A 22,704-nucleotide genomic window follows, 5' to 3' on the forward strand; every position below is an offset into this window, starting at 1 on the left:
GGTTTTATGCTGTAATTAGAGAGTAAGCTAGCTCTCTGTCTTAAAATGCTGGAATGATCGAGCCTTTGTACTGCTCTTCAATGAACGCTTTCGCTTCTGGAGAATTCAGTGCAGCGGCAAGCTTTTTGATTGCATCGGAATCTTTATTGTCAGGACGAGCTACCAGGATGTTAGCATAAGGAGAATCCGTACCCTCGATGAACAAAGCATCTTTAGTAGGAACCAGGTCAGCTTCTAAAGCATAGTTAGTGTTAATCAATGCAAGATCCACTTCATCTAATTGACGACCTAACATTGCAGCATCTAGCTCGATGATTTTAAGGTTTTTCTTATTTTCAGTAATATCCGCTTGGGTAGATGTGATGTTGGTATCATCTTTTAATGTAATCAGACCATTTTTAGCAAGCAAGATTAGTGCACGACCACCGTTTGTAGCATCATTCGGGATGGCTACTTTCGCACCATCAGCCAGCTCGTCGATGGATTTGATTTTTTTGGAATAAGCACCAAAAGGTTCAACGTGAACGGCTGTAACAGAAACTAGATCCGAACCGTTCTTTTGATTCTGGTCATCCAGGTAAGGTTGATGTTGGAAGAAGTTAGCATCCAGATTCTTCTCTGAAAGCTGAACGTTTGGTTGAACATAGTCAGTGAATTCTTTGATTTCTAATGTAATTCCTTGCGCTTCAAGCAATGGAGCAATAGCTTTTAGGATTTCAGCGTGTGGAACAGGTGAAGCACCAACCACCAATTTTACAGGTTCTGCAGATGACTCAGTTGCAGCACCATCTTTTGGTGCATTAGTGGCAGCCGAGTTAGAAGCATTATTGTTATTGCCGCAAGCAGCTAGCACCACAACCAGTGTCAGACTAAAAAAAGTAAGTAGTAATTTTTTCATTTTAAATCCCCCTCTTATCCTTGGTATTTGTATGAATAAGGCTATATATGGACGTACCTTATTTCCGTGTGAAATGCCGTACTAGTCGATCACCGGCCATTTGTAGCAATTGCACCAGTATGACCATCAAGACTACTGAGATAATCATAACTTCCTTCTCATAACGGTAATATCCGTAACGGATTGCTAGATCCCCTAGACCACCGCCGCCTACCATCCCGGACATTGCCGTATAGGAAACCAGTGTGACCAGTGTGATCGTAACTCCAGCGAGTAGACCTGGACGAGCCTCTGGCAAAAGAACGCGCATAACGATCTGATTCGTGGATGCTCCCATCCCTTGCGCCGCTTCGATTACTCCGCGATCTACTTCTCTTAACGCCGTTTCCACCAAGCGAGCAAAGAATGGAGCTGCACCAATCACCAGCGGTGGGATCGTACCGAGTACTCCGATAGAAGTTCCAACAACGGCTTTGCTAAATGGAATTAATGCTACCATCAAAATGATAAACGGTACGGATCGTAAGATGTTTACAACGAATGATAAGACCGTGTAAATTACTCTGATTACTATACTATTCGATCTTCCCCATAAATACAATAGAATTCCGAGTGGTAAACCAAGAATAATTGTGAACAATCCGGAAAATATTAACATTTGCAAGGTAGCAACTGTAGCATCCATCATTTCTTGCCAGTTTAAATCTGCGAAATTCATTACGAAATCACCTCCACTTCAAGACCTTGAGCGGTTAGTTCGGCTATTGTCACAGCAATCGCTTCAGCTGGACCCTCGAACCTTACAATCATTTGTCCATAAGGTACGTCTTTAATCGTTGAAATGGTGCCGTGCAAAATGGCAAAGCTAACACCTGTTTCTCGTACTACATTGGAAAGTGCGGAGCCGTAGGTCTTTTCTCCGAAAAAAGTAATTTTGACGGCCTGAGAGTTGTCCCCAGCAGCAGCGTCAAGCGCCGTACGAAGGGGTCCCTCATTCTGTGACTCACTACGGATGAAATCGCGAGTAACTTCATGCTGCGGCTTTAAGAATACCTCCGTAACTTTACCTTGCTCAACGATACCACCACCATGAATAACCGCAACACGATCGCAGATACTCTGAATCACGTGCATTTCGTGAGTGATCAGCACAATAGTCAGATGGAACCGTTTATTAATATCGAGCAATAGCTTAAGGATAGAGTCTGTCGTTTGTGGATCAAGCGCAGAGGTTGCCTCATCACATAGCAGCACATCAGGATCGCTGGCAAGTGCCCTCGCGATGCCGACCCGTTGCTTTTGCCCTCCTGATAACTGAGAGGGATACTTATCCCGGTGTTCTTCTAGCCCAACTAAGGCAAGCAAGTCTTTTACTTTTGTATCAATATCTGCTCTCGAAGTACCTGTGAGTCGCAGAGGAAAAGCAATATTATCGTACACTGTCGCAGATGATAGCAGATTGAAATGTTGAAAAATCATCCCAATTTTGCGCCGCTGTTCCTGCAGCTGACCTTGAGTAAGCTTGGTTAGTTCAATGCCATCTACCCAAACTTCCCCTTCTGTCGGACGCTCCAACAAATTAATGCAACGGATCAATGTACTTTTTCCCGCTCCAGAATGGCCAATAACTCCGAATATTTCACCTTTTTCGATAGACAGATTCAATCCGGAAAGTGCTGTGGCCGCTTGGGTGCCTTTTCCATATACCTTTGTTATTCCTTTTAGATTAATCAACGATCATCGCCCCCTTTATATTTCACTTATTCCATACAAAAAAAACCTCCGACGATCGATGCAGATCGCAAGAGGCTCTGTGTGTTTATTTAGACAATGCCTTCTCATCTGCCAACGACCACAAACCTTGCGCCATTGTAGGAATTAGCACCATGACATTTGTACATAACGCTTATCGCGCTGTATACAAATCGGTTGCCGGGCTTCATCGGGCCTATCCCTCCGCCACTCTCGATAAGATATAGAGTATAAAATTTATGTTTGAATTCGTACAGACTTTAATGCAAGCATAAGTATAGTAAGTTTCTTGTTTTTTGTCAAAAGGAAATATATTGAACGCTTATGATTTTACCCGATTTGGCTTGCTTATTTCCTTACGCAACTGCTCATTGCTGTAGCTATATGCTGCGATTAACGTCTTACAGTTCATTTCGAGGGATTGCTTTAAATCCTCTAGATGGCTATCTAAATCCTCAAGCTGAATTTTGTCATGCAAGCCTTGATGTCGCTGCCATAAATCATCCTGCATTTCGGAATTCATATAATGAATTTCAGCATTTCTGCGCTTGCGTAGATTCTCTAGTGGATCACGATAAGAGTTCTTGATCTGTTCCAGTTGATCCGCTAATGCTGGATGTACATTCAATAGTTGAAGTTGACGCAGCACTGTAAAATAAGAAAAGTGCGTTTTTAATTTGGAGGTTTTGAGGTCATAAAAATGATTCAGTACCGTTCCAAGCTTGTCCAGAAGAGAGAACACACGAATAAATCCATCTTTATAAAAATAAACATACCGCGCATAATCGCCTTGTTCCACTGGTGACATATCGTCCATATAACCAGCGATTACCGATTTCCGGTAAAAAGCAGCTGCGAACCAGCTTTGCTCCAATTCATCCAATGAGGAGATCAGTCCACGTGTCCAAATCTCCAGCTTGCGGTATTCATGGTCATTATCCTCATGGGCGTTCATTTCCTTGCGCAGTAAAGCTGCAAAAGTAGCCATATTCTCCATCGCATCAGCCAATACACCGCTGTTCTTTCGAGGCGGCTCTCCAAGTATAACCCGCAGCATATCCCAGTCCTCCTAAAGTTTTGTCCAGCACCACGATATACCGATTTCCACTTTATTATTCCGCAGGTAAAGCGACTCTATCCACGGTGGGAACTTTCTACCAAGGGGTTACAACGGTGTCATATGATTCTTCGGATTTTTTTCATTAACGATATTTCTCGTCCTACTCAGCTGCCAGACTCTTACACTCATATAGCACAGAACACCAAACAAACAAGCAATCAACAAAATATGAGCCAAGGCGGCAAATATGTATAATCTTTCATTATCTAAGGTGTAAACAACAGCAGCTCCACTAAACACCTGCATCAGGCACAGCAGAACAGCAGCTACGCCAAGAGCTCTTAGCTCGGGGTAATCCTTATGTTTCCAAAAAGCTAAATGTCCAAGCACCGCGGTAAGAATAAATAAGATCAAAGCCGCAATCCGGTGTGTAAAAACAATACCCACTCCCCCGGAAAGCTCAGGCACCCATTCACCGTTGCAGAGTGGCCAGCCAGAACATCCACCGCGTGAATCCGTATGACTAACAAAGGCTCCAATATAAACGACAACATAGGAATATAAGGCCGTAAAACAGGTTAAATTGCGGAAAGCTTTGCTAACGGGTTTCTTCTGAATCTCCATCTTTTGATCGTAATCATAATCGCCTGCTTCATGCCGTCTTTTTGTTCCAAGTGCAAGCATCAGAGAACTAGAAAAAGCGATTAAGGAAAAACCCATATGCAGTGCCATCACAGCAGCAGATTGGGATTTAATTACTGCAAGCGCTCCCATACCACCTTGTACAATTACAAACAACAAAGTCATAAATGCATAGACTAACAAGTCCCGACGATTTCGCGCATAACGCCAAAAAGCAAACATCGAAGCAAGTGACAATAACCCAGCCAATCCGCTAAACAAACGATGAGTGTATTCAATCATCGAACCTACAGTATAAGCAGGAATTAATTTGCCATGACAGAGAGGCCATTCATTTCCGCATTCCAATCCCGATCCAGTCTTCGTTACTACTGCTCCCCCTAGTACGGCTAGGAACATGATAAGGCAAGTAAGATAACTAAGCCATTTCAACTGATTTGTCGTCAAAAAATATCACCCGCAGTTTTTAGTAATGAAGAAGCATTTTAAAAAAACCACCGCTTTTGCTCAAACAGGCGAAAGCGGTGGTTTTCCGGAATTACTGTTGAAGACTTTGATGCACTTGAACCGCTTTATCCAGGAAATTCTCAATTTCCTCGCGGGATTTACGTAATTTATTAACGAACCTAACCAATTCACGTCCATCGGAATAAGCGACGAAGCTTGGAATCCCCATAATATTTTGTTCCTGACTAACATCACCTACAGCATCAACGTCAACCTCAACCAACGTTAAACGATCGGCATAGGCTTGCTCTACCTCAGGGATAAAAGGATCGATAAACTTACAATCCGAGCACCAGTCCGCCTTGAAGATGGCTACTGTTAAGCGTGGAGATTGAATGGCTACCTGAAATTCACCAGGAGAACTTATTTTGTCCATAGTTTGTTCCGTCCTTTCTTCCATATCTGTCAAATTTCTATTCTTTAAGTGAAGCAAATTGTCATGCAGAAGTCAAACCTATTCTCTCATACGAACACGCGCAGGCTGCAATTTCATCAGCGGATTCAACAATTTTTGCAGTGCACGCGGATAACTGGAGATTTCCTGTTTAGTAAGCACACCCAGTACAATTAGCAATACCAGGTAAATAACAACAACTGCAGCCCCTACAACAAGACAAGTGATCAGAAACGCCAGGCGTGCAGGCATTAGATCCGTTAACAGAATTCCAGCTTGGTTCAAACCAAAACCAATACCTCCGGACACAAGAACCGCAATTCCAAAGCCGCCCCACCGTTTACCCATAATTTCGAAAGGTACAATGGATTTTAGCATTCGTAAATTAAGAATAGTAATGACTACGAAACAAAGTGCTGTTGCGCCGATAATCCCGTATATCCCAAATACCTTACTTAGTAAGAAGCTTGCTACTAATTTAACAATAATACCCACTAGCACATAATACATTGAAATGCGTGATTTGCCCATACCGAGCAAGATGGAGTTCGTTGTCATCATGGTAATCTGAAAGATCGTTCCAATCGTAAGCATCGCCACAATTCCGCTTCCGTCCAAGCTGCTGAACAATAACCCGTTTACAGAATAGGCTGCTGCCACAAGTGCCAACACAATTGGCATTCCTGTCAGGATAGAAATCCGCAAAGCAAGTGTAATTTGCTTCTTCAAGTGTCCCTCATCACGACGGGCATAAGCAGCTGAAATGATCGGAATCAGCGAGGTACCTAGCGCAATGGCTAGAACCGGTGGAATTCCGGCCACACTTTGAGCACGCGTGGTTAGTATACCCAAAGCTGCTGTTGCACTCTCTCTACCCATCTGATCAATAAGCAGCGGTACAGCCAAAGAAGTATCAATTACATTCACTACTGGAATCGTAAGTGAGGAGAGCACGATCGGAATCGATAGTGTGAAAATATCTTTGTAAATTCCCCAAATCGGCAATTTTTGAGTGGTATTGTAATTTAATCCTTGCTGTTTATCCTCTCGGCGCAGCTTGATTGCAAAATAAATCATGACACCAAATGCTGCAATACTACCAATTACGCTACCGAAGGATGCTCCCGCAGCTATAGTTGTATTGTTATATCCCTGCTGTAATAGAATATAAGCTAGTAAAATAGCGACTAGTACGCGAGCGAACTGCTCTACAATCTGTGAAATACCACCAGCCATCATATTGTTACGCCCTTGAAAATATCCACGCATCATGGCAATTGCCGGAAAAAGTAAAAGCGCAGGTGCAATAGCCCTAACTGCCATCGCTGATTCAGGTACATCAGCAATATGTGTTGCATAGAACGGAGCGCCTATGTACAGCAAGGCAGTCATGATTACCCCTGCTGCTACTGAAAACAGCAATGCTGCATGATACACTTGTCTCGCCTCTTCAGGACGATTCAGAGCGTACCGCTCGGAGACCATTTTACTGAGCGTACTTGGAATACCTGCTGTAGCCACGGTGAGCAGCATTAAATAGATATTGTTCGATACCCCAAATGATGCTCTCCCCACATCATCAAAAATATGATCCAGCGGCACCCGCTGAACAAGCCCGAGTACCCTTGCCACCAAAGCTGCAGCAGCAAGGATAAGCGTGCCTTTTACGAAAGACTCTTTCTTGGACAAACCATTTCCCCTTCTTCACTGTTAAAATTAAAACCGGACGACCCAAATAAAAAAGAGGACGACCATAATAATTTGTAGCACAATTTTGACAACAGTACTACTAAACAACCCAAGTATTGATCCTACACTTACTTTGGCAGCTTTAGCTGGTGAAGAACCCACGATCAATTCTCCTATAAAGGCACCCAAAAACGGACCAATAATAAGTCCAAAGGCTGGAATTACAAATGGACCAAGGATTAGCCCAATCGTACTCCCGATAATGGATGAACGTGAGCCGCCAAATTTCTTAACGCCCCACGCCCCTACAACATAATCAGCAATAAATAGTACTACAACGATCAGCGTTTGAATGATCCAGAACCAAACACCAAAAGGCTCGAAAGAGAAGAACCAGCCATATACGAAAAAGCCAAGATAAATCGCTAGTGCACCTGGCAATATCGGATACACAGCCCCGGCCAGTCCTACGGCGAATAAAGCAATAATAAGAATCCAACCCAGGATCGTCAATACTTAACCCCCTAATAGCAAATATGCTCTATGGATTCACTTCGAATATAGCAATTCTTTATTATTGGCTGCCTAAAGAGGTTACCACTTCATTAAAAATATACTTTTGGACAACTTCAGCGATACCATCATTATTATTAGAAGCCACCACAGCGTCAGCCTCTTCTTTAACCGTCTCCTGAGCGTTGCCCATAGCGACCCCAAGCCCTGCCTGCTGAATCGCCGCAAGGTCGTTGAGGCTATCGCCAACTGCTATAACTTGGGACATTTCTAGCCCGAGCAGCTTACAGACTTCCTTGATTCCGGTCGCCTTATTCACACCTAGAGGATTAATCTCTAGATTATGCGGGGAGGAGTTCGTAATCTCCAGTCCACCCATATCTTGAAGGCGAAGCAGCAGCTTATGACGAAGCTCATCATCTTCGGTGTGATAACCGAATTTAAGCCATTCTCTGCCCGTTACATCCCCATCCCAGTTATCCTGTTTATGAACCTTTTCCGTAGAATAGGCCCAGAACCAAATGTCATCTTCCTTCGCAAGTTCATACATCTGTTTTACTAGCATAGGGTCCATCAGCGACCGGCGATAAATTTCGTGCGGCGCTCGCCACACCTCACTGCCATTCACAGTAATCATTGGTGTTCCTAGTCCAAGCTGCTCTGCATATGGAAATGCACTTGTAAAAGCCCGGCCTGTCGACAGACAGACATGAACGCCTGCGTCGACCGCCTTTTGAAGCCATTCCACCGTTGTAGGTGTAATAATTTGTTCATCATTCAGTAAGGTTCCATCCATATCCAAAGCAAGCAGGCGGTATTTGGCAGTCATTGCCACCCCTCCATTCTTGTATGCTCTCTAAAGAGCAGCTGTTTATTTTTTATTCCATATTCACCTTAGGGTCAGAGTTATTCGGTACCTGTAGCCGTTCCCTCCTTCGCAGGGTCATTGACATTATTACCTGACTGAAGGCTCTTCTTCGGAACACCATCAAGCCCGTATTCCCAATCATAAGCATCGAAAATTTTGCGTGCTACAGGCGCAGCACTTTGGGAACCAAAGCCACCCTCAGGAATGACTACGGCTACTGCCAGCTTAGGGTTATTACGTGGAGCATAAGCAATAAATACACCATTATCTCGAATTTGACCCTTAGCCACTTGCTGTGATGTTCCTGTCTTACGAGCAAAATCATAAGGGAAATCAGAAAAAGCACTAACTTCACTTCGCATACCCTGTTGTATTTCTTTCCAATAGGATTTATCGAAGGCTGTTACTTCATCCAGCACCTCACGACCGAACTCCTTGACTACTTTTCCATCAGCATCTGTAATCTTGCTAACGAGTTGAGGTTTGATCCGCTGTCCTTCGTTAGCAAGTGTAGCTACGTATTGCGCAAGCTGCAACACTGTATAACTACCTTGTTGACCGAAAGAAGCATATACAAGTGCCGCTTGTGCACTACCCGCAGCCTCTATATTGGTATAGTTAATCTGTCCTAAGAATTCATTTGGCAGACCACTTCCCGTGGATACACCAAGACCAAACTCTTTCATATACCTATCCCAGACATCTATCCCCTTACTCTTATACTTCTCATATAATCTTTTACCGACCATATCAACCATGAACGCATTCGAGGACTTCTCAATCGCTCTTGCAGGGTCCATAGAACCGTAGACATGTCCTCCAGAGTTTCTTACCTTGGTTTCATGACCTGTTTTACCAAAAGTCGCAAAGCCTTTATCTGGGTAGTAGGTTGAAGGTGTAAATAGACCTTCATTCAGACCCACGAGTACACTTAACGGTTTAATAGTTGAACCTAGAAGCAGCACCGATCTTAGTCCATTCCCTGAAGTTCCTGAAGAAATCGGGTTAATGGTACCGTTCTGGTAGTTGTCCATAATACTGTTCCAGACATCTGTAGATAAGGAGCCTGATGTCCAAATATTCGTATCGTAGTCCGGCATACTCGCCATACTGACGATATTTCCCGTATCGACTTCCATCGCCACAGCGTAACCCGTTAATGCATTAGGATGCGTTTTACCCTGTACAGGATTGGAATGCAGCCACTTAATCTGATCCATAATGGCCTGCTCTGTCTTCATCTGGATATTCTTATTAATCGTTGTCCAAACGTCGTTACCTTTCACAGGAGGGACAACTCGTTCGACTTTCTCAGCCATATTCTGTGGATTTACAGAAATTTCTTGATACCCATTTTGTCCCCGAAGCTCTCTCTGATACTGTAGCTCCAGACCGTCAAATCCGACAAATTCATCATCTTTGTACGTTAGTCCTGGCTCTGGATTGTTCTTCATAGCATTTAAGATATTCTTATAAATATTAAGGCTGTTTGCTGATTTAAAAGGCTTGATATACCCTATTGTCTGTACGGCAACCGTATCTTTATCGTAATGACGAATGCTTTCCTCGACAATTTCAAGACCTGGATATTCACCCTTATGTTCCATGAAATAGGCTACTTCCTGAGTAGTCAGATCAGCCTTAATCCGCCGTGCCATAAAGCCGAGTGATTTGCGGAAATATAAATCCAGCGCTTCAATAACATCTTCTTCTGTCATCTTTTCAGCATTTGGATCGCCATATTTATTGAAATCAGCTACCAGCTTCGCCGCCAATGCATCTGACTTGGCTTTAGCTTCCGGGGTCAGCGTAGTTTTACCGGTAATTTTATCTGTTTGTTTTGCGGTATACTCCTTATTGAGCGTAATATACAGCGATTGTACCGGCGTAGAGTACGCTAACTTCTCACCTTCAGCAGCATAAATTACACCTCGCATGGATGCAAGAGGTACATTTTTGGTATCTCTGCTTGTCTCCACTTCAGTTAAAGTCGGGCCTTCCACGAACTGCAACACAGCCAGGCGTATAATAATTACGCAAAATATAACGAACGTGCTAAAGAAAAACACGTTGAGTCGCAGGCCTATGGAACTTTTACTGCTGGTCTCATCTGGAGGTGAGGCCTGCTTACGGAAAAAACTCACAGTATATTTCTCTCCTTTTTCTCTAAAATATAAGAAACTATAAGTTTCACGTTATACATTATCCTTATATTTTTCGCATAAACGCTTACCGTCCTTTAGGGACGCCGAAGGCGTGTTTATTTGAAATAAGCCTGTTATTCTTGAATGGGTTCTGTCACAGGAGTTACATTCTTTTTTGGCACACCATCGAGCCCGTACTCCCAATCGTAGGCGTCAAAAATCTTTCGAGCCACCGGAGCAGCGCTGTTGGAGCCAAAGCCGCCTTCAGGTATAACAACCGCTACGGCCAGCTTCGGATTTTCTCGCGGGGCAAAGGCAATAAACACCCCATTATCGCGGTTTATATTTTTTCTGTCTGTTTTTTCAGAGGTACCTGTCTTACGTGCAAAATCATAAGGAAAATCATCAAAGGCACTAACTTTACTACTCATCCCCTGTTTGATCTCTTTCCAGTAGGATTTGTTAAACGTTACCTTATTAAGCACTTCTCTTTGAAATTCCTTAACCACCTTACCTTGCGCATCCGTAATCTTACTAACGAGCTGAGGCTTAATACGTACCCCTTCATTAGCAAGGGTAGCTGCATACTGGGCAAGCTGTAGTGTAGTATAGCTGCCTTGTTGACCAAAAGAAGCATAGATCAGAGCAGCCTGCGAACTGCCTGCGGCCTTAAGATCAGTATAGTTAATCTGGCCCGGTGATTCACCTGGGAGTCCACTTTTCGTAGATACACCCAATCCGAACTCTTTCATATATTCGTCCCAAACCTCAATGCCTTTATCCCCCGGATATTTCTTGTAAAGCTGTTTGCCCACCATATCGACCATAAATACGTTAGAGGAATCTGTAATCGCCTTTGCTGGACGTAGTGAACCATATACGTGACCCGATGAATTTCTTACGGAAGATTTATTATCCTTACCGAAATAGGTAATGCCCACATCTGTGTAAGTTGTTGATGTATTAAAAAAACCTTCGTTCAAACCAATTAACACACTTAATGGCTTAATCGTAGATCCCATAAACACAAGTGAACTAAAATCATGACCTGATCTACCAGACGAATTTGAAGTAATTGTACCATTCAGATGGTTATTCATGATTTTATTCCAAACAGTAGTTGGTAAGGAATCTTTGGTCCACACATTCGAATCGTAATCCGGCATGCTTGCCATAGCGACGATATTTCCAGTCTCCACTTCCATTGCTACGGCGTATCCTGTTAAAGCATCCGGATGTGTCTCACCTTGAACAGCATTGGCATGTAGCCATTTGATCTGATCCAATATAGCTTGTTCTGTCTTCATCTGAATCTTCTTATTAATGGTCATCCAAATATTATTACCTTTTACAGGAGCAACGTTCTGTTCAACCTTCTCAGCCATATTCTGAGGGGTTACCGAAATGACCTGATAACCATTTTCTCCTCGCAGCTCTCGTTGATACTGCATTTCCAGACCGTCAAATCCCACGTATTCTTCTGCTTTATACATAAGGCCAGGCGAAGCATCTTTTTTCATAGCACTACGAATATTCTTGTATAGCGCTATGTCTTCAGTCGATTTGAAAGGCTTCCCAAAGCCGACCGTTTGAACCGCCACCGTGTCTTTATCGTAGTGACGAAGACTTTCCTCCACGATGCTAAGTCCCGGATAATCGTCCTTATGCTCCATGAAATAGGCTATTTCTTTTGGAACTAATCCAGTCTTAATTCGCCGCGGTACATACCCTAAATATTTCTTGAAATCTAAATCTAATAAATCCAAGATATCTTTCTGAGTAAGCTTAGGTGCATTGGGATCTCCATATTCAGCAAAATCAGCCGCAAGTCTTGCCGCAAGCGCATTAGACTTGTTCTTCGCCTTCTCCGTAAATGAGGATTCCCCTGTTACTTTATCTGTTGTTCTAGCTGTGTAATCCTTAGTTAATGTAAGGTAAAGTGATTCCGTAGGTGTTGAAAAGGCAATCTGCTCTCCTTCGGCAGCAAAAATAATCCCACGCAACGCTGCGAGCGGAACAATTTTCGTTTCCCGATTCGTTTCTTCTTCAGACAACAGTGCTCCCTCAGTAAATTGCAAACCTGCAAGACGAACAATAATAATGCAAAAAACAAAAAAAGTGCCAAAGAAAAAAATATTCAGTCTCAGACCTACAGAATTTCTTGAAGATATCCCGTCCTTAGGCGGGGGCAGCTTACCAAACAAGCTCACCAGCTTTCTCCCCTTCTACAAGCATAAACGCCTTCTTCATCTTTATAAGGATGGTAAGTGTTTAAGCGAGAAATATAAGACATAAAGTATAGCGTAAACCTTATACTTTCTTATATTTAATGTCTGACACACCGTTACCTGCGACATTGCTCTCATGATGAAGGTGATTTCTAAGCTGCTTATTGTAAGCGTAGCACTCGCATTTAAGGTAGAGCTGTTGTAACTTGAGTTTATTGTACCACACCCAAGGAGTTCAGCGCCCTCACTCAGAGGGCGTTCTCCCTTATATGAGTTTCATCAAAGTCCTTCGGATTGAACCAATCTCCACTGCTCGCCCAAGTCGGATCCAATGGGATCCACGCTTGCCGATCACTTATATATACTTCATTCCAAGCATGTGCACCATAACCGCCACGTCCGTCATACCCTTGGCCTGTTACAACCCGTACTTGTAAGCCCTGTGAACGGGCCATCACTGCGTACAATCGGGCATAGTCTATACACACCCCTTGCCGAGTGTCGAATGTATCCTGTGGTGTCTGTTCATGCCAGACCTTGTTTTGCAAATAATTATCAGCTTTGGCATAATCGTAAGTTACACGCGAACCTACCCAATCATAGAGAAGTCTGGCTTTTTTTTCTTCGCCCTGTGCTTGTCCAGCAATGTCTTCTGCTGCTCCTATAATATCCTGAGGAATTTCGTGATCGATAACCTCATATTTTCTGCGAAGAATATCATTCATCTCAGCTGCAACGGTCTTCGTCAGGATAGGGAGCTTCTTCTGCACGGTCTCCCCAACAATAGGTTCAAATACAGCGGCAGCACTTTGACTATAGATTGGAGATGACTCCACATAACGGCTAAACCCACTCTCTGGATTTAATCCGACACAGATAAAAAGAGCAAGAACAATTACCAGGCTACGAGTTAAGCCGATAATTAATCCAACAATTGCTCCTCCCATTCGGCTTACTTGCGTAATCTTTCTATCTTTAAATTTCTTAGTACGCCGTAATTGCGGAAAAGGAAGCAACATGGATAACAATCCCAGGAGCATACGAATCAACATATAAGAAATCAGGAGTAACAGCAGAAACCGAACTAGCGGGGATTCCGATAGCACAGACACTGCCGTATAATAAATTTGCTGCCACTGGGTAAGCTTCGTATCAGGCAAACTAATCCCTGACGCCCAATTCTCTACATAAGGATTCAGGTAAGCCGCAGCTGGGATAGCTAGTACTAAAGATACTATAGTAAATAATCCTGTTCCCAGCAGTCCAAATAATCTTCCGGTGGCACTTGAGAAGCCTCTGCTCCAGCCTTGCAATAGTGAGAAGACTACAACCAGCAGGAGGGCGATGGAGATGATATTAGCATCACTCACACTAGCCATCCATCCGTTTATCATATCCGCTCACTCCTTTCGATCGCCTGCTTGCTCGGCTGTTATATTTTTTGAGTTCAAGCCTATCACTTATGTTTTTGGGCTTCCTCGATAAATGTTTTTGTCGTATCTGTAACACTCCACTTCCCAAGACTAACGCCACGGAAAGTAACCTCTACTTTATCTTCACCCGCTGCGCCCTTCACTTCAATATTTGGGGTTGTGATCGTAAATGTCCCATCTCCATTTGAAGTATACTTCGCATCCTGCGCTTCTTTAAGCATAACCTCTTGCGCTTCCTTCTTTAGCGTACTTACTGTTCCATCCGCCACCTTATTCACAGCGTTACCAATTTGGTCCATTGTAACACCACTATAGATGAATAAACCTACAACGATAACAATGACAATCGCCCATTTCAGAACGGTTTTGACCAAATTAACAACCGCAAACAGCAGGACAAGCGCAATAACAATAACTAGCCAATTTTCCCTTATAAACTGTGACCACACCTCTGGATCCATCAACCTCACAACACCCCTATCACCTAATTTCGTCCTAAGGATTCTCACTTCCCATAGACATAACGCCAATATTAATTATTATACATGAATGCCCATCATAATTCATGGTTCCACCCTCCGCGAAAGGTATACCCTACTAAACGATTTAAAAAAGCGGTATAAGCCCTCTCTGTCCCACGTAAAGTACAAGTAGTGCTTTAATTTTGTTCTTCATTATTAAGCCGTCCTGCGTTAACTTGTGCTGTAGGTGGCTCTTGGAGGTGTTTCCCTGTGAAAACTGCGCTGTGGCTATACTTATTTCTCTTTCTGGCTTTCTTCGATTTACATGCTCAGTATCCTGTCCTTACACCCTTTGCCATCTCTCTTGGTGCGGGACCCACCTTTATTGGCTGGATGATGGGCATGTACTCATTGACCCACCTTCCCGGCAATCTGCTTGCAGGCGTACTCGTCGATCGTAACGGCTCCCGCCGCTACATCGTCTTCAGCCTTGTCGCTGCGGGAGCTATTTTACTGCTGCAGGCTCATGTGCAGCTTCCATGGCATCTGCTAATGCTAAGAGCAGCGAGTGGATTCGTCCTCGCCTTCCTTTCTCCAGCATGCATGACACTGCTGGCTTCATTGTCATCGGATGCCACAGAGCAAGGTAAATATATGTCCGGACATGGTATCGTTCATACTTTAGCTTCAGTTGTATCCCCTGCAGCGGGAGCTTTTATTGTAGCAAAAGCCGGCTACTCTGGCACCTTCACCACACTTGGATGGCTGCTTATCGCAACAGGAGTCATGGCTTTTTTCAGTGTACCTGCGCCTTCAAGACGTACATTAAGCCCGCTAAGCACAGCTCAGTCACCAAAAATCCCTGCTAAGCCTTCTATTCCGCCGAAAGATGATGATCTCGTATCCAAACGTTATTACCTGTTACCTTTTTTCGTTTCCTGTTCACAAGGCGTGCTCTTTTTCGAGCTCCCACTGTCTCAAACAGGCAGTAACAGCATTCTTTCCACAGGCATCCTACTGTCACTCCTTAGTTTAGGTGCTTTGGTAACGCTCAGCATGCTCTTCCTGAACCGTCTTTCTCCGGGAGGAAGAATTGCAGCGGCATTACTGGGAATGGCCATCTGCTTCTTTGCACTCGCTTCATTCCACACCATTCCGACTGCCGCTATTCTCTTTATGCTTGGTGCGGCTAAAGGAGTGTTATTCCCTGCAATGGCATCACTTTTCATTAGTCTAGGCGGCCCTGGTCGAATGGGTCGGACCTTCTCCTTGCAGTCGATTGCCATGTCACTTGGTGCATTCGCTGGACCCGTAGCCGCCGGACAGCTAAGGGGATTCGTTTCTCCTTACTTCATAGCCTTTCTACTGCTCATGGTCGCGTTGCTTCTGCTCCCGCCTAAGAATACAGGGAAACTATCTGACCTCACTTCCAAATGGAACGGGCGAGCCGCATGATTCTTTGTTTTTACGACATTTCCCGGGGAATGAAGACTTTCCTGCACAAACGGTTGTTAAAAATGACGATCCTTCGGTAAACTATAATGAGTCTGAAGCTTGGGCCCATTTCCGGAGGTGATTTTCAGTTAATGTCCATTACGATTATTGTCGAAGGCAAAAACGATCGTAGCAGATTACGGCGTGTGCTGGTACCGGAAGTAGAAATCCTATGTACCTTTGGCACATTAAATACACTTAAATTAGAGTCCCTTCGGCAACAAGTAGGGGATGGAGAAGTGTACCTTTATCTGGATAACGACTCTTCTGGCAAAAAAATACGCAGTGTTCTCCGTGATGCTTTCCCCGATGCCGGTCACATCTATACTCGTCGCGGATATGCTGGGGTGGAGGGTACGCCCGATGAATACAATATCACTCAGCTTGAGAAAGCTGGATTGGAAGATTTCATCGTCTATCCTGAACCCCTTCCTTTTTAAGCTGAAACAAGCATAAACGCTTATCGTCCTTATAAGGACGATAAGCGTTTATGTGAGAAATATAAGGATACTATATAGCGTGAAACTTATATTTTCTTATATTTTCTTATATTTTATTTTAAAAAACGCCTTCTTCGTTATCCCTTCCAAAAAGGGGTATTCGAAAAAGGCGTCTTTGGTGATCGGTATGTTCTATTCCCGAGCCAATTCCTTCAGCTGAGCCGCAAGAAATTCAGGGGTTACGGTCTCCGTATCACCTGCGTCATACAATGCACGAAGACGATTGTCTCGGTCAACTAACGCTATACGGTTGGCATGTACGAAATTTTCTTTGGAATTCCCCGCGATTAGTACCTTAAAAGAATCAGTCGCCAGCTTACGAACTTCTTCCTGATCTCCCCGCAAGAAATACCATCCATCATAATTCGCCTGAAAACGGTCCGCAAACGTCTTAATAGCTTCCCGAGTATCATTCTTCGGATCAAAAGAGATAGAGACAAACTCCGTATCTTTACCAAAGCTGCCATCCTCAACCAAAATCTTCTGAGTCTGAGATAACAAAAACGTAGTTATAGGACATACATCCGGACACTGAGTAAAAAAGAAGTATACCAACCGTGCTTTACCTTGTGTATCAGCCAGAGTAATCTGGTCTCCATTCACATTTTCAAGAGAAAAGTCCTGTACTTCTCCGATTACTGGCAGTTTTTCTTTTCCTAAATTCAAAGAGTTAACTGCCAGATAACCAGCCATAATCAAAGCAAGTAATAGCAGAAGCCAAGTCCATTTATAACGCTTAAAGGTCTGCACGGACACGTATACCCTCCCTCTTCTTAACCGTGAATCGTATTTAATACAAGTACGATCAAACTAACTGTCAGGTAGTTAATGGAGAAGAGGAAGTTCTTCTTCGCCCAGACTTCATCATCTTTAGCCTTAAAGCCCATCAAGGTCAATACTAACCAAGCCAAGGACAACGCTGTTGAAATGATTAGATAAAATATGCCTGCGTAATCGTAGGCGTACATTAACACTGGAATAGGCAGCAAAAGGGCTACATAAGGAATCATCTGAAATTTCGTACGCCGCGTTCCTTTAACTACAGGTAGCAATGGAAATCCTGCCGCTCTATATTCTTCTTTACGTCTTATACCCAAAGCCCAGAAGTGAGGAGGCTGCCATAAAAACAACATGGCAAAAATCAGCCAAGCGCCTAGATCAACGCTTCCTGAAACCGCGACATAACCAATTACCGGAGGCATCGCCCCAGAAATTGCACCTACTGAGGTGCTCCATGTTGATGTCCGCTTCAACCAAAGCGTGTATACTACAACGTAAACGAACATGCCAACAATTCCAAACAGACCGGCAAGCATACCCGAAAAAGCAAACAGTACGATCAAACCTGCAATACCAAGCCCAATGGCGTATAATAATACAATGTTTGGTTTCAGTCGTCCTGTAGGAAGCCCCCTTTCACGGGTTCTTTCCATCTTCATGTCCAGGTCACGGTCGAAATAGTTATTAAAAACACAGGCCGAAGCCATAACCAGCATTGTTCCTAGCAGAGTTAGAACTAACCTGCCGTAATTAACATCCCAACCTGAGGCAAGCCAATATCCCGCAAAGGCCGCAATGAGGTTAGATCGGATAATACCGGGTTTTGTTACGGTAATGAAATCACGCCAGCCAGCACCTTCCGGTGGAGATTTTGCAGACATAGCTGCTGAGTCGGAAGAAGCTTGAAATGTTATATGATTGTCCACACCTAATGATCCTCCTTCTAAACGAACATCTAACGTTCTAGCCGAAGCATTTAAAACTTCGCTGTTAACTTTATCATAACAAACCCGTGAAGACTTTGACAGTCATGGGGCAGTAAGTTCATGAATTCGACAATTACGTGACAATAATTATTTTATATTTATTGCAATCCCCTTAATAACCTGAGCTGTATTTGGGTAATTATTAATAGAGAACTTCCGAACAACAAAGGAGAACTGACCAATGGATACTGCTACACATTTAGTTATGGGCCTAGGCTTAGCTGGGCTTTCCTTCGTTGATCCCATCGTTGCTTCTGATCCGAAACTGGCCGGAGCTGTTATGCTGGCAACGGTTCTCGCCTCTCAGGCTCCTGATGCTGATACTGCGCTGCGACTGAAGGACAATGCATTGTATATTCGTAACCACCGAGGAATCACACATTCCCTACCCTTTCTAATTCTATGGCCCGCCCTGATTTCCTTCGTGTTAGGGCCCTTATTCGGCTTTACTGATTTACAAGCCCTAAGCCATATTGCGCTATGGAGCTTCATTGGTGTAGGTGTTCACGTATTTTCTGATCTATTTAATACCTATGGAACTCAGGCTGCTCGTCCATTCACGGAGAAATGGATTGCCTGGAACATCATCCATATTTTTGATCCGTTTATATTTGGTAGCCATATCGCTGCCATCCTTCTCTGGATCACCGGTATCGTTCCACCGCAACCTTTATTTATTACGCTTTATGCCTGTACTATTCTTTACTATATTTGGAGAACCGTCGTTCACGCTCGCCTTACGCGTAATATCAAGCTTAAGGATTTACATCATAATGTCGGCGAACGTTATATTGTAATCCCTACAATTTCACTAAAGCGCTGGAACGTAGTAAAAGTAAAACAAGATGGCAGCTATAATGTTGGGCAGTTAGTGAATAACCGTCTGGAATGGTTCAAACATGCTGTTTGCTCGAATCATCCCGCTGTGGAGATATCCAAGTCGCACCCTGATATTCAGTCTTTTCTATACTTCACCTCTTATGCAGTAGCCGAAGTGGAGGAACTTCCTTCAGGATATATGGTGCGCTGGGGGGACGTGCGTTATTTACACCGCAAACAATACCCATTTGTGGCTGTATTAGTGATGGACAATCAATATCGACCTTTAAATACGTATGTAGGTTGGCTTAGCAGCGAGAAGCTCGATAAACGATTTTCCATTGATCCCGGTTCTTTACGATGAAACTGTAGACTTACGCAGAGATCTATTCTATAATCACAAAAAATCCCGGAGTATGGTTATCATACTCCGGGATTCATTTTAGTAGACATAGAAAGGAAGGCTCTCCTAATGGGTAAAGGACTTTCACTTTGGTTCGCTTGTTCTTCTATTCTTATTCTTACAGCCGCTTCAATCGCGATCAGCTATAGCTTTTGGTTGGCACTTCTGCTCGGGTTTCTCTGTGTTATGAATATTGGCTGGGGATTTATCCTCAAAGCCAAGATCAGACGCAAACAGGAAAGCCTAAGCGCTGATTAGATTAACGAGCTGGCAGAAATCCCATCCGCTCTTTAACTCCATTCAGCGTCTCTGTTGCAACAATACGTGCGCGACCAGCTCCTTCAGCAAGAATATCTGTGATCGCACCCGAGCTACGAATTTCATTATATCTTTGTTGTAAAGGCTCAAGCGTGGAAACAACCACTTCAGCAAGATCCTTCTTAAAGCCGCCATACATTTGTCCTTCATAACGATCGGCAATTTGCTGAAGTGTCATTCCAGAACACTCAGAATAAATACTCATCAAATTACTGATTTCTGGCTTATTAGCCGGATCAAAGATCACTTCACGTCCAGAATCAGTCGTTGCACGGCTGATTTTTTTACGAATTACGTCCGGTGAATCTAACAGAGCAATATAGCTTCCAGCGTTTGGATTGCTCTTGCTCATTTTTTTGGTGCCATCATCTAGAGACATAATTCGTGCGCCAACCTCTGGGATAAATGGCTCAGGAATGGTAAAGAATTCGCCAAAACGATTATTGAAGCGCCCAGCTAAATCACGAGTCAACTCCAAATGCTGCTTCTGATCTTCTCCTACCGGCACAAGATCCGCATTATAAACTAGAATATCTGCTGCCATCAGGGAAGGATAGACGAAAAGACCAGCGCCGACAGAATCCTTACCTGATGATTTATCTTTAAACTGGGTCATACGCTCCAGCTCGCCCATCGCTGTAAGTGTCGTCATAATCCAGCCTAGTTCAGCGTGCTGCGGCACATGCGACTGCATATAAACATTAGAACGTGCAGGATCAATTCCTGCTGCAATAAATAGAGCCGCTACAGACTCTGATTGCTCACGTAGCGCCGCTGGATCTTGAGCTACAGTGATCGCATGCATATCGACAACCATAAAGAAACATTGATGATCATCTTGCAGCTTCACAAAATTTTTCAGTGCTCCTATATAGTTCCCCAGTGTAAGTGAACCGCTCGGCTGAATGCCTGACATTACTTTTTTCATAATAGAGACCTCCGTTTGATGTAATTTCTAAGTTTCCGAGAACGCAAAAAAAGCCTCATCCGCAAGGGACGTGAGACCGTGGTGCCACCCTTATTCGCTGCTTAATCTTGTTAAGACAAGAAGAAAACAGCCTTCGTCTTCCGTTAACGGAGAAGATCCGGCCGGTCTACTAGGGCATCTAGCTCCCGTTCAAGCTCGGCGCTCAGGGGTCCATTCATCAGGAGTGTCCTACCGGTTCGCATCAACCACCGGCTTTCTGAAGGTACAATACCTGCCTACTTATCCCCGTCATCACATTATCATCATGAATTAATGCCTTCATCATAGAACCATAAAGAGAAGTTGTCAAATCACTTAACCACTACGGTATAAATCTGTTATGATAAGGTTATCCATGTTCTATTCGATTACAGTTACGATAAAGGAGCATATCTCATGAAACAGGTGACCAAAGGGCAGTGGGGCGGTTATGATACTTATATTTTGCACAGCCGTGAACTGGAAGTCACGCTTTTGCCGCGACTAGGAAATAACGTGATTTCATTGTTTGATGTTAAGAAACAACGGGAAATTCTACGGCGGCCTGATGAAAGCGATCAAGCTTTCTTTATGCAAAAACCTTACCATTTTGGCATGCCGCTATTAATTCCACCCGGAAGAATTCGTAAGGGCCAATTTCAGTTCGACGGTACAAGTTATCAATTTGACCAGAATACCGCTAATGACAATCATATTCATGGTCTACACCGAACTCAGGCCTGGTGTGTCAGCGATATTGAAGAAGATGAGGATGGTTGCGCGGTCACTACTGAATTCCGAACGGAAGATGATCCACATTGGATGGAACAATTCCCTATCCCACTTAAATTCGAAATGACATTTAGGCTTCAGGAAGCCCGATTTACCCAAACTTTAAAGGTTACAAATCTCGGAGATCATCGAATTCCTTTTGGGATCGGTTATCACACCTGGTTTATGATTGATGGAGAACCTGAGCGCTGGAATCTTAAACTCCCAGTAAATAGTATTTATGAACTGAACGATGAACTGCTCCCTAGCGGCAATCTAATTCCACTTGGTGATCTGGAAGCCTTGAACACCGGAATGAACATGCAGGGAACTAATTTTGATACTGCTCTTCGCATTGGAGAGAAACAGCCTGTAGAAGCCCTATTATTACGCGATGATGGTTATGGCCTCCGTTATACCGCTGACGAGAATCTATTCCGTCACTGGGTGCTATATACCAAAGGACCAGCAGATCAATTTCTGTGCATTGAACCCTATACATGGCTCGCAAATGCACCGAATGTATCCGATGACGCTTCCTTCACAGGCCTCTTAACGATAGAACCCGGACAGAGTCAGAATCTGACCACCTTGCTGGAAATGATTTATCCTGAGATTTAAAGCAGATATACATTATATCGGTCTTGCCTTGCGATTACGTAAGGAAAGACCGATTTTTTTGTATGATACCTAGCAACAAAGAATTTCTATCCTATCCTCACTTTTATTTCACTAATAATTACCAGCCTTAAAACCTTTCGAAGGGATGCATGAATTAACCTCTTAGCGCTCATACTATCTTCACAACGGGCGAAGGAGGTGACACACATGGGTCAAGCAGGTCAAGGTCGTAGCAGCCGTTCCAATAACCTGGTCGTTCCTCAAGCAACTGCGGCATTGCAACAGTTGAAATATGAAGCAGCACAGGAGCTTGGAGTAACGATCCCAGCTGACGGTTATTACGGGAACTACACTTCTCGCGAAACTGGTTCTCTGGGCGGTTACATCACTAAACGTCTAGTACAACTGGCAGAACAACAACTGTCCGGTCGTCAGTAACAACGTTATCTTAAGTGTTTTATCCGGCTAGGGCATATT

The 22,704-nt window shown here is 43.7% G+C and carries 22 protein-coding genes, 1 riboswitch and 1 other annotated feature; of the genes, 6 read left to right on the forward strand and 16 right to left on the reverse strand.

All coding sequences use genetic code 11. The features are described 5' to 3' along the window. Positions 1-40: 40 nt before the first annotated feature. The 13 genes from ACDZ28_RS02610 to ACDZ28_RS02670 form a co-directional block, all read right to left on the reverse strand. Positions 41-898 (reverse strand): MetQ/NlpA family ABC transporter substrate-binding protein, encoded by an 858-nt coding sequence (locus ACDZ28_RS02610; RefSeq protein ID WP_375103953.1) that lies wholly within the window; start codon positions 896-898, stop codon positions 41-43. Between the two features lie 58 nt (positions 899-956). Further along, complete coding sequence (locus ACDZ28_RS02615) at positions 957-1,616, reverse strand: methionine ABC transporter permease (protein ID WP_339288020.1); 660 nt, start codon at positions 1,614-1,616, stop codon at positions 957-959. Next, complete coding sequence (locus tag ACDZ28_RS02620; protein ID WP_339288021.1) at positions 1,616-2,632, reverse strand: methionine ABC transporter ATP-binding protein; 1,017 nt, start codon at positions 2,630-2,632, stop codon at positions 1,616-1,618. The genes ACDZ28_RS02615 and ACDZ28_RS02620 overlap by 1 nt, the downstream gene beginning before the upstream one ends. A 101-nt stretch (positions 2,633-2,733) precedes the next feature. Next, a riboswitch (SAM riboswitch) is annotated at positions 2,734-2,873 on the reverse strand. Positions 2,874-2,972: 99 nt separating this feature from the next. After that, the gene (locus tag ACDZ28_RS02625; RefSeq protein WP_042130903.1) at positions 2,973-3,707 is read right to left on the reverse strand and encodes a Cthe_2314 family HEPN domain-containing protein; all 735 of its coding nucleotides are present in this window, start codon (positions 3,705-3,707) and stop codon (positions 2,973-2,975) included. Positions 3,708-3,815: 108 nt separating this feature from the next. Further along, entirely contained in the window at positions 3,816-4,799 is a 984-nt protein-coding gene (locus tag ACDZ28_RS02630) for a heme A synthase (protein ID WP_076119503.1), read from the reverse strand. Positions 4,800-4,890: 91 nt separating this feature from the next. Next, positions 4,891-5,235: a thioredoxin family protein gene (locus ACDZ28_RS02635; protein WP_042130904.1), complete on the reverse strand. Its 345-nt coding sequence runs from the start codon at positions 5,233-5,235 to the stop codon at positions 4,891-4,893. 78 nt (positions 5,236-5,313) lie between these two features. Further along, entirely contained in the window at positions 5,314-6,942 is a 1,629-nt protein-coding gene (locus ACDZ28_RS02640; protein WP_042130905.1) for a polysaccharide biosynthesis protein, read from the reverse strand. Between the two features lie 27 nt (positions 6,943-6,969). After that, a complete protein-coding gene (locus ACDZ28_RS02645) occupies positions 6,970-7,455 on the reverse strand; it encodes a DUF456 domain-containing protein (protein WP_042130906.1) in 486 nt (161 codons plus the stop codon). Positions 7,456-7,516: 61 nt separating this feature from the next. Continuing rightward, entirely contained in the window at positions 7,517-8,284 is a 768-nt protein-coding gene (locus ACDZ28_RS02650) for a Cof-type HAD-IIB family hydrolase (protein WP_042130907.1), read from the reverse strand. A 77-nt stretch (positions 8,285-8,361) separates the two neighbouring features. Beyond that, the gene (locus tag ACDZ28_RS02655) at positions 8,362-10,467 is read right to left on the reverse strand and encodes a penicillin-binding transpeptidase domain-containing protein (RefSeq protein ID WP_339288024.1); all 2,106 of its coding nucleotides are present in this window, start codon (positions 10,465-10,467) and stop codon (positions 8,362-8,364) included. A gap of 134 nt (positions 10,468-10,601) precedes the next feature. Then, on the reverse strand, positions 10,602-12,677 hold the full coding sequence (locus tag ACDZ28_RS02660; protein WP_339288025.1) for a penicillin-binding transpeptidase domain-containing protein: 2,076 nt from the start codon (positions 12,675-12,677) through the stop codon (positions 10,602-10,604). A gap of 266 nt (positions 12,678-12,943) precedes the next feature. Continuing rightward, on the reverse strand, positions 12,944-14,089 hold the full coding sequence (locus ACDZ28_RS02665; protein ID WP_339288026.1) for a transglutaminase-like domain-containing protein: 1,146 nt from the start codon (positions 14,087-14,089) through the stop codon (positions 12,944-12,946). Between the two features lie 62 nt (positions 14,090-14,151). Then, positions 14,152-14,589 (reverse strand): hypothetical protein, encoded by a 438-nt coding sequence (locus tag ACDZ28_RS02670; RefSeq protein WP_042130909.1) that lies wholly within the window; start codon positions 14,587-14,589, stop codon positions 14,152-14,154. A 270-nt stretch (positions 14,590-14,859) separates the two neighbouring features. Between ACDZ28_RS02670 and ACDZ28_RS02675 the strand changes: the two genes are divergently transcribed. Both ACDZ28_RS02675 and ACDZ28_RS02680 read left to right on the forward strand, forming a co-directional pair. Next, the gene (locus ACDZ28_RS02675; protein WP_339288028.1) at positions 14,860-16,044 is read left to right on the forward strand and encodes an MFS transporter; all 1,185 of its coding nucleotides are present in this window, start codon (positions 14,860-14,862) and stop codon (positions 16,042-16,044) included. Positions 16,045-16,175: 131 nt separating this feature from the next. Beyond that, positions 16,176-16,523, forward strand: a complete 348-nt coding sequence (locus ACDZ28_RS02680; RefSeq protein ID WP_339291464.1) for a DNA primase — start codon at positions 16,176-16,178, stop codon at positions 16,521-16,523. Positions 16,524-16,715: 192 nt separating this feature from the next. Here the strand turns inward: ACDZ28_RS02680 and ACDZ28_RS02685 are convergent, their stop codons facing one another. Together ACDZ28_RS02685 and cyoE are read right to left on the reverse strand one after the other, a co-directional pair. Continuing rightward, the gene (locus ACDZ28_RS02685; protein WP_231573923.1) at positions 16,716-17,339 is read right to left on the reverse strand and encodes an SCO family protein; all 624 of its coding nucleotides are present in this window, start codon (positions 17,337-17,339) and stop codon (positions 16,716-16,718) included. Positions 17,340-17,356: 17 nt separating this feature from the next. Then, positions 17,357-18,289 carry a heme o synthase gene (gene cyoE, locus ACDZ28_RS02690; protein WP_042130912.1) on the reverse strand — a complete coding sequence of 311 codons (933 nt, stop codon included), beginning with the start codon at positions 18,287-18,289 and terminating at the stop codon, positions 17,357-17,359. Positions 18,290-18,530: 241 nt separating this feature from the next. On the opposite strand from cyoE, the gene ACDZ28_RS02695 reads away from it, so the two are divergent. Further along, positions 18,531-19,532, forward strand: a complete 1,002-nt coding sequence (locus ACDZ28_RS02695; RefSeq protein ID WP_042130913.1) for a metal-dependent hydrolase — start codon at positions 18,531-18,533, stop codon at positions 19,530-19,532. A gap of 108 nt (positions 19,533-19,640) precedes the next feature. Then, entirely contained in the window at positions 19,641-19,829 is a 189-nt protein-coding gene (locus ACDZ28_RS02700; RefSeq protein ID WP_042130914.1) for a hypothetical protein, read from the forward strand. A gap of 1 nt (position 19,830) precedes the next feature. Here the strand turns inward: ACDZ28_RS02700 and trpS are convergent, their stop codons facing one another. After that, positions 19,831-20,817, reverse strand: a complete 987-nt coding sequence (gene trpS / locus ACDZ28_RS02705; protein WP_076119512.1) for a tryptophan--tRNA ligase — start codon at positions 20,815-20,817, stop codon at positions 19,831-19,833. 61 nt (positions 20,818-20,878) lie between these two features. After that, positions 20,879-21,118: a binding site (T-box leader), on the reverse strand. Between the two features lie 134 nt (positions 21,119-21,252). Here trpS and ACDZ28_RS02710 point away from each other — a divergent pair. Both ACDZ28_RS02710 and ACDZ28_RS02715 read left to right on the forward strand, forming a co-directional pair. Continuing rightward, positions 21,253-22,227: an aldose 1-epimerase gene (locus tag ACDZ28_RS02710; RefSeq protein WP_076119513.1), complete on the forward strand. Its 975-nt coding sequence runs from the start codon at positions 21,253-21,255 to the stop codon at positions 22,225-22,227. Between the two features lie 207 nt (positions 22,228-22,434). Further along, a complete protein-coding gene (locus ACDZ28_RS02715; RefSeq protein ID WP_042130917.1) occupies positions 22,435-22,665 on the forward strand; it encodes an alpha/beta-type small acid-soluble spore protein in 231 nt (76 codons plus the stop codon). The last annotated feature ends 39 nt before the right edge of the window (positions 22,666-22,704 follow it).

Source organism: Paenibacillus sp. RS8 (assembly GCF_041956825.1).
Classification (GTDB): domain Bacteria; phylum Bacillota; class Bacilli; order Paenibacillales; family Paenibacillaceae; genus Paenibacillus_AQ.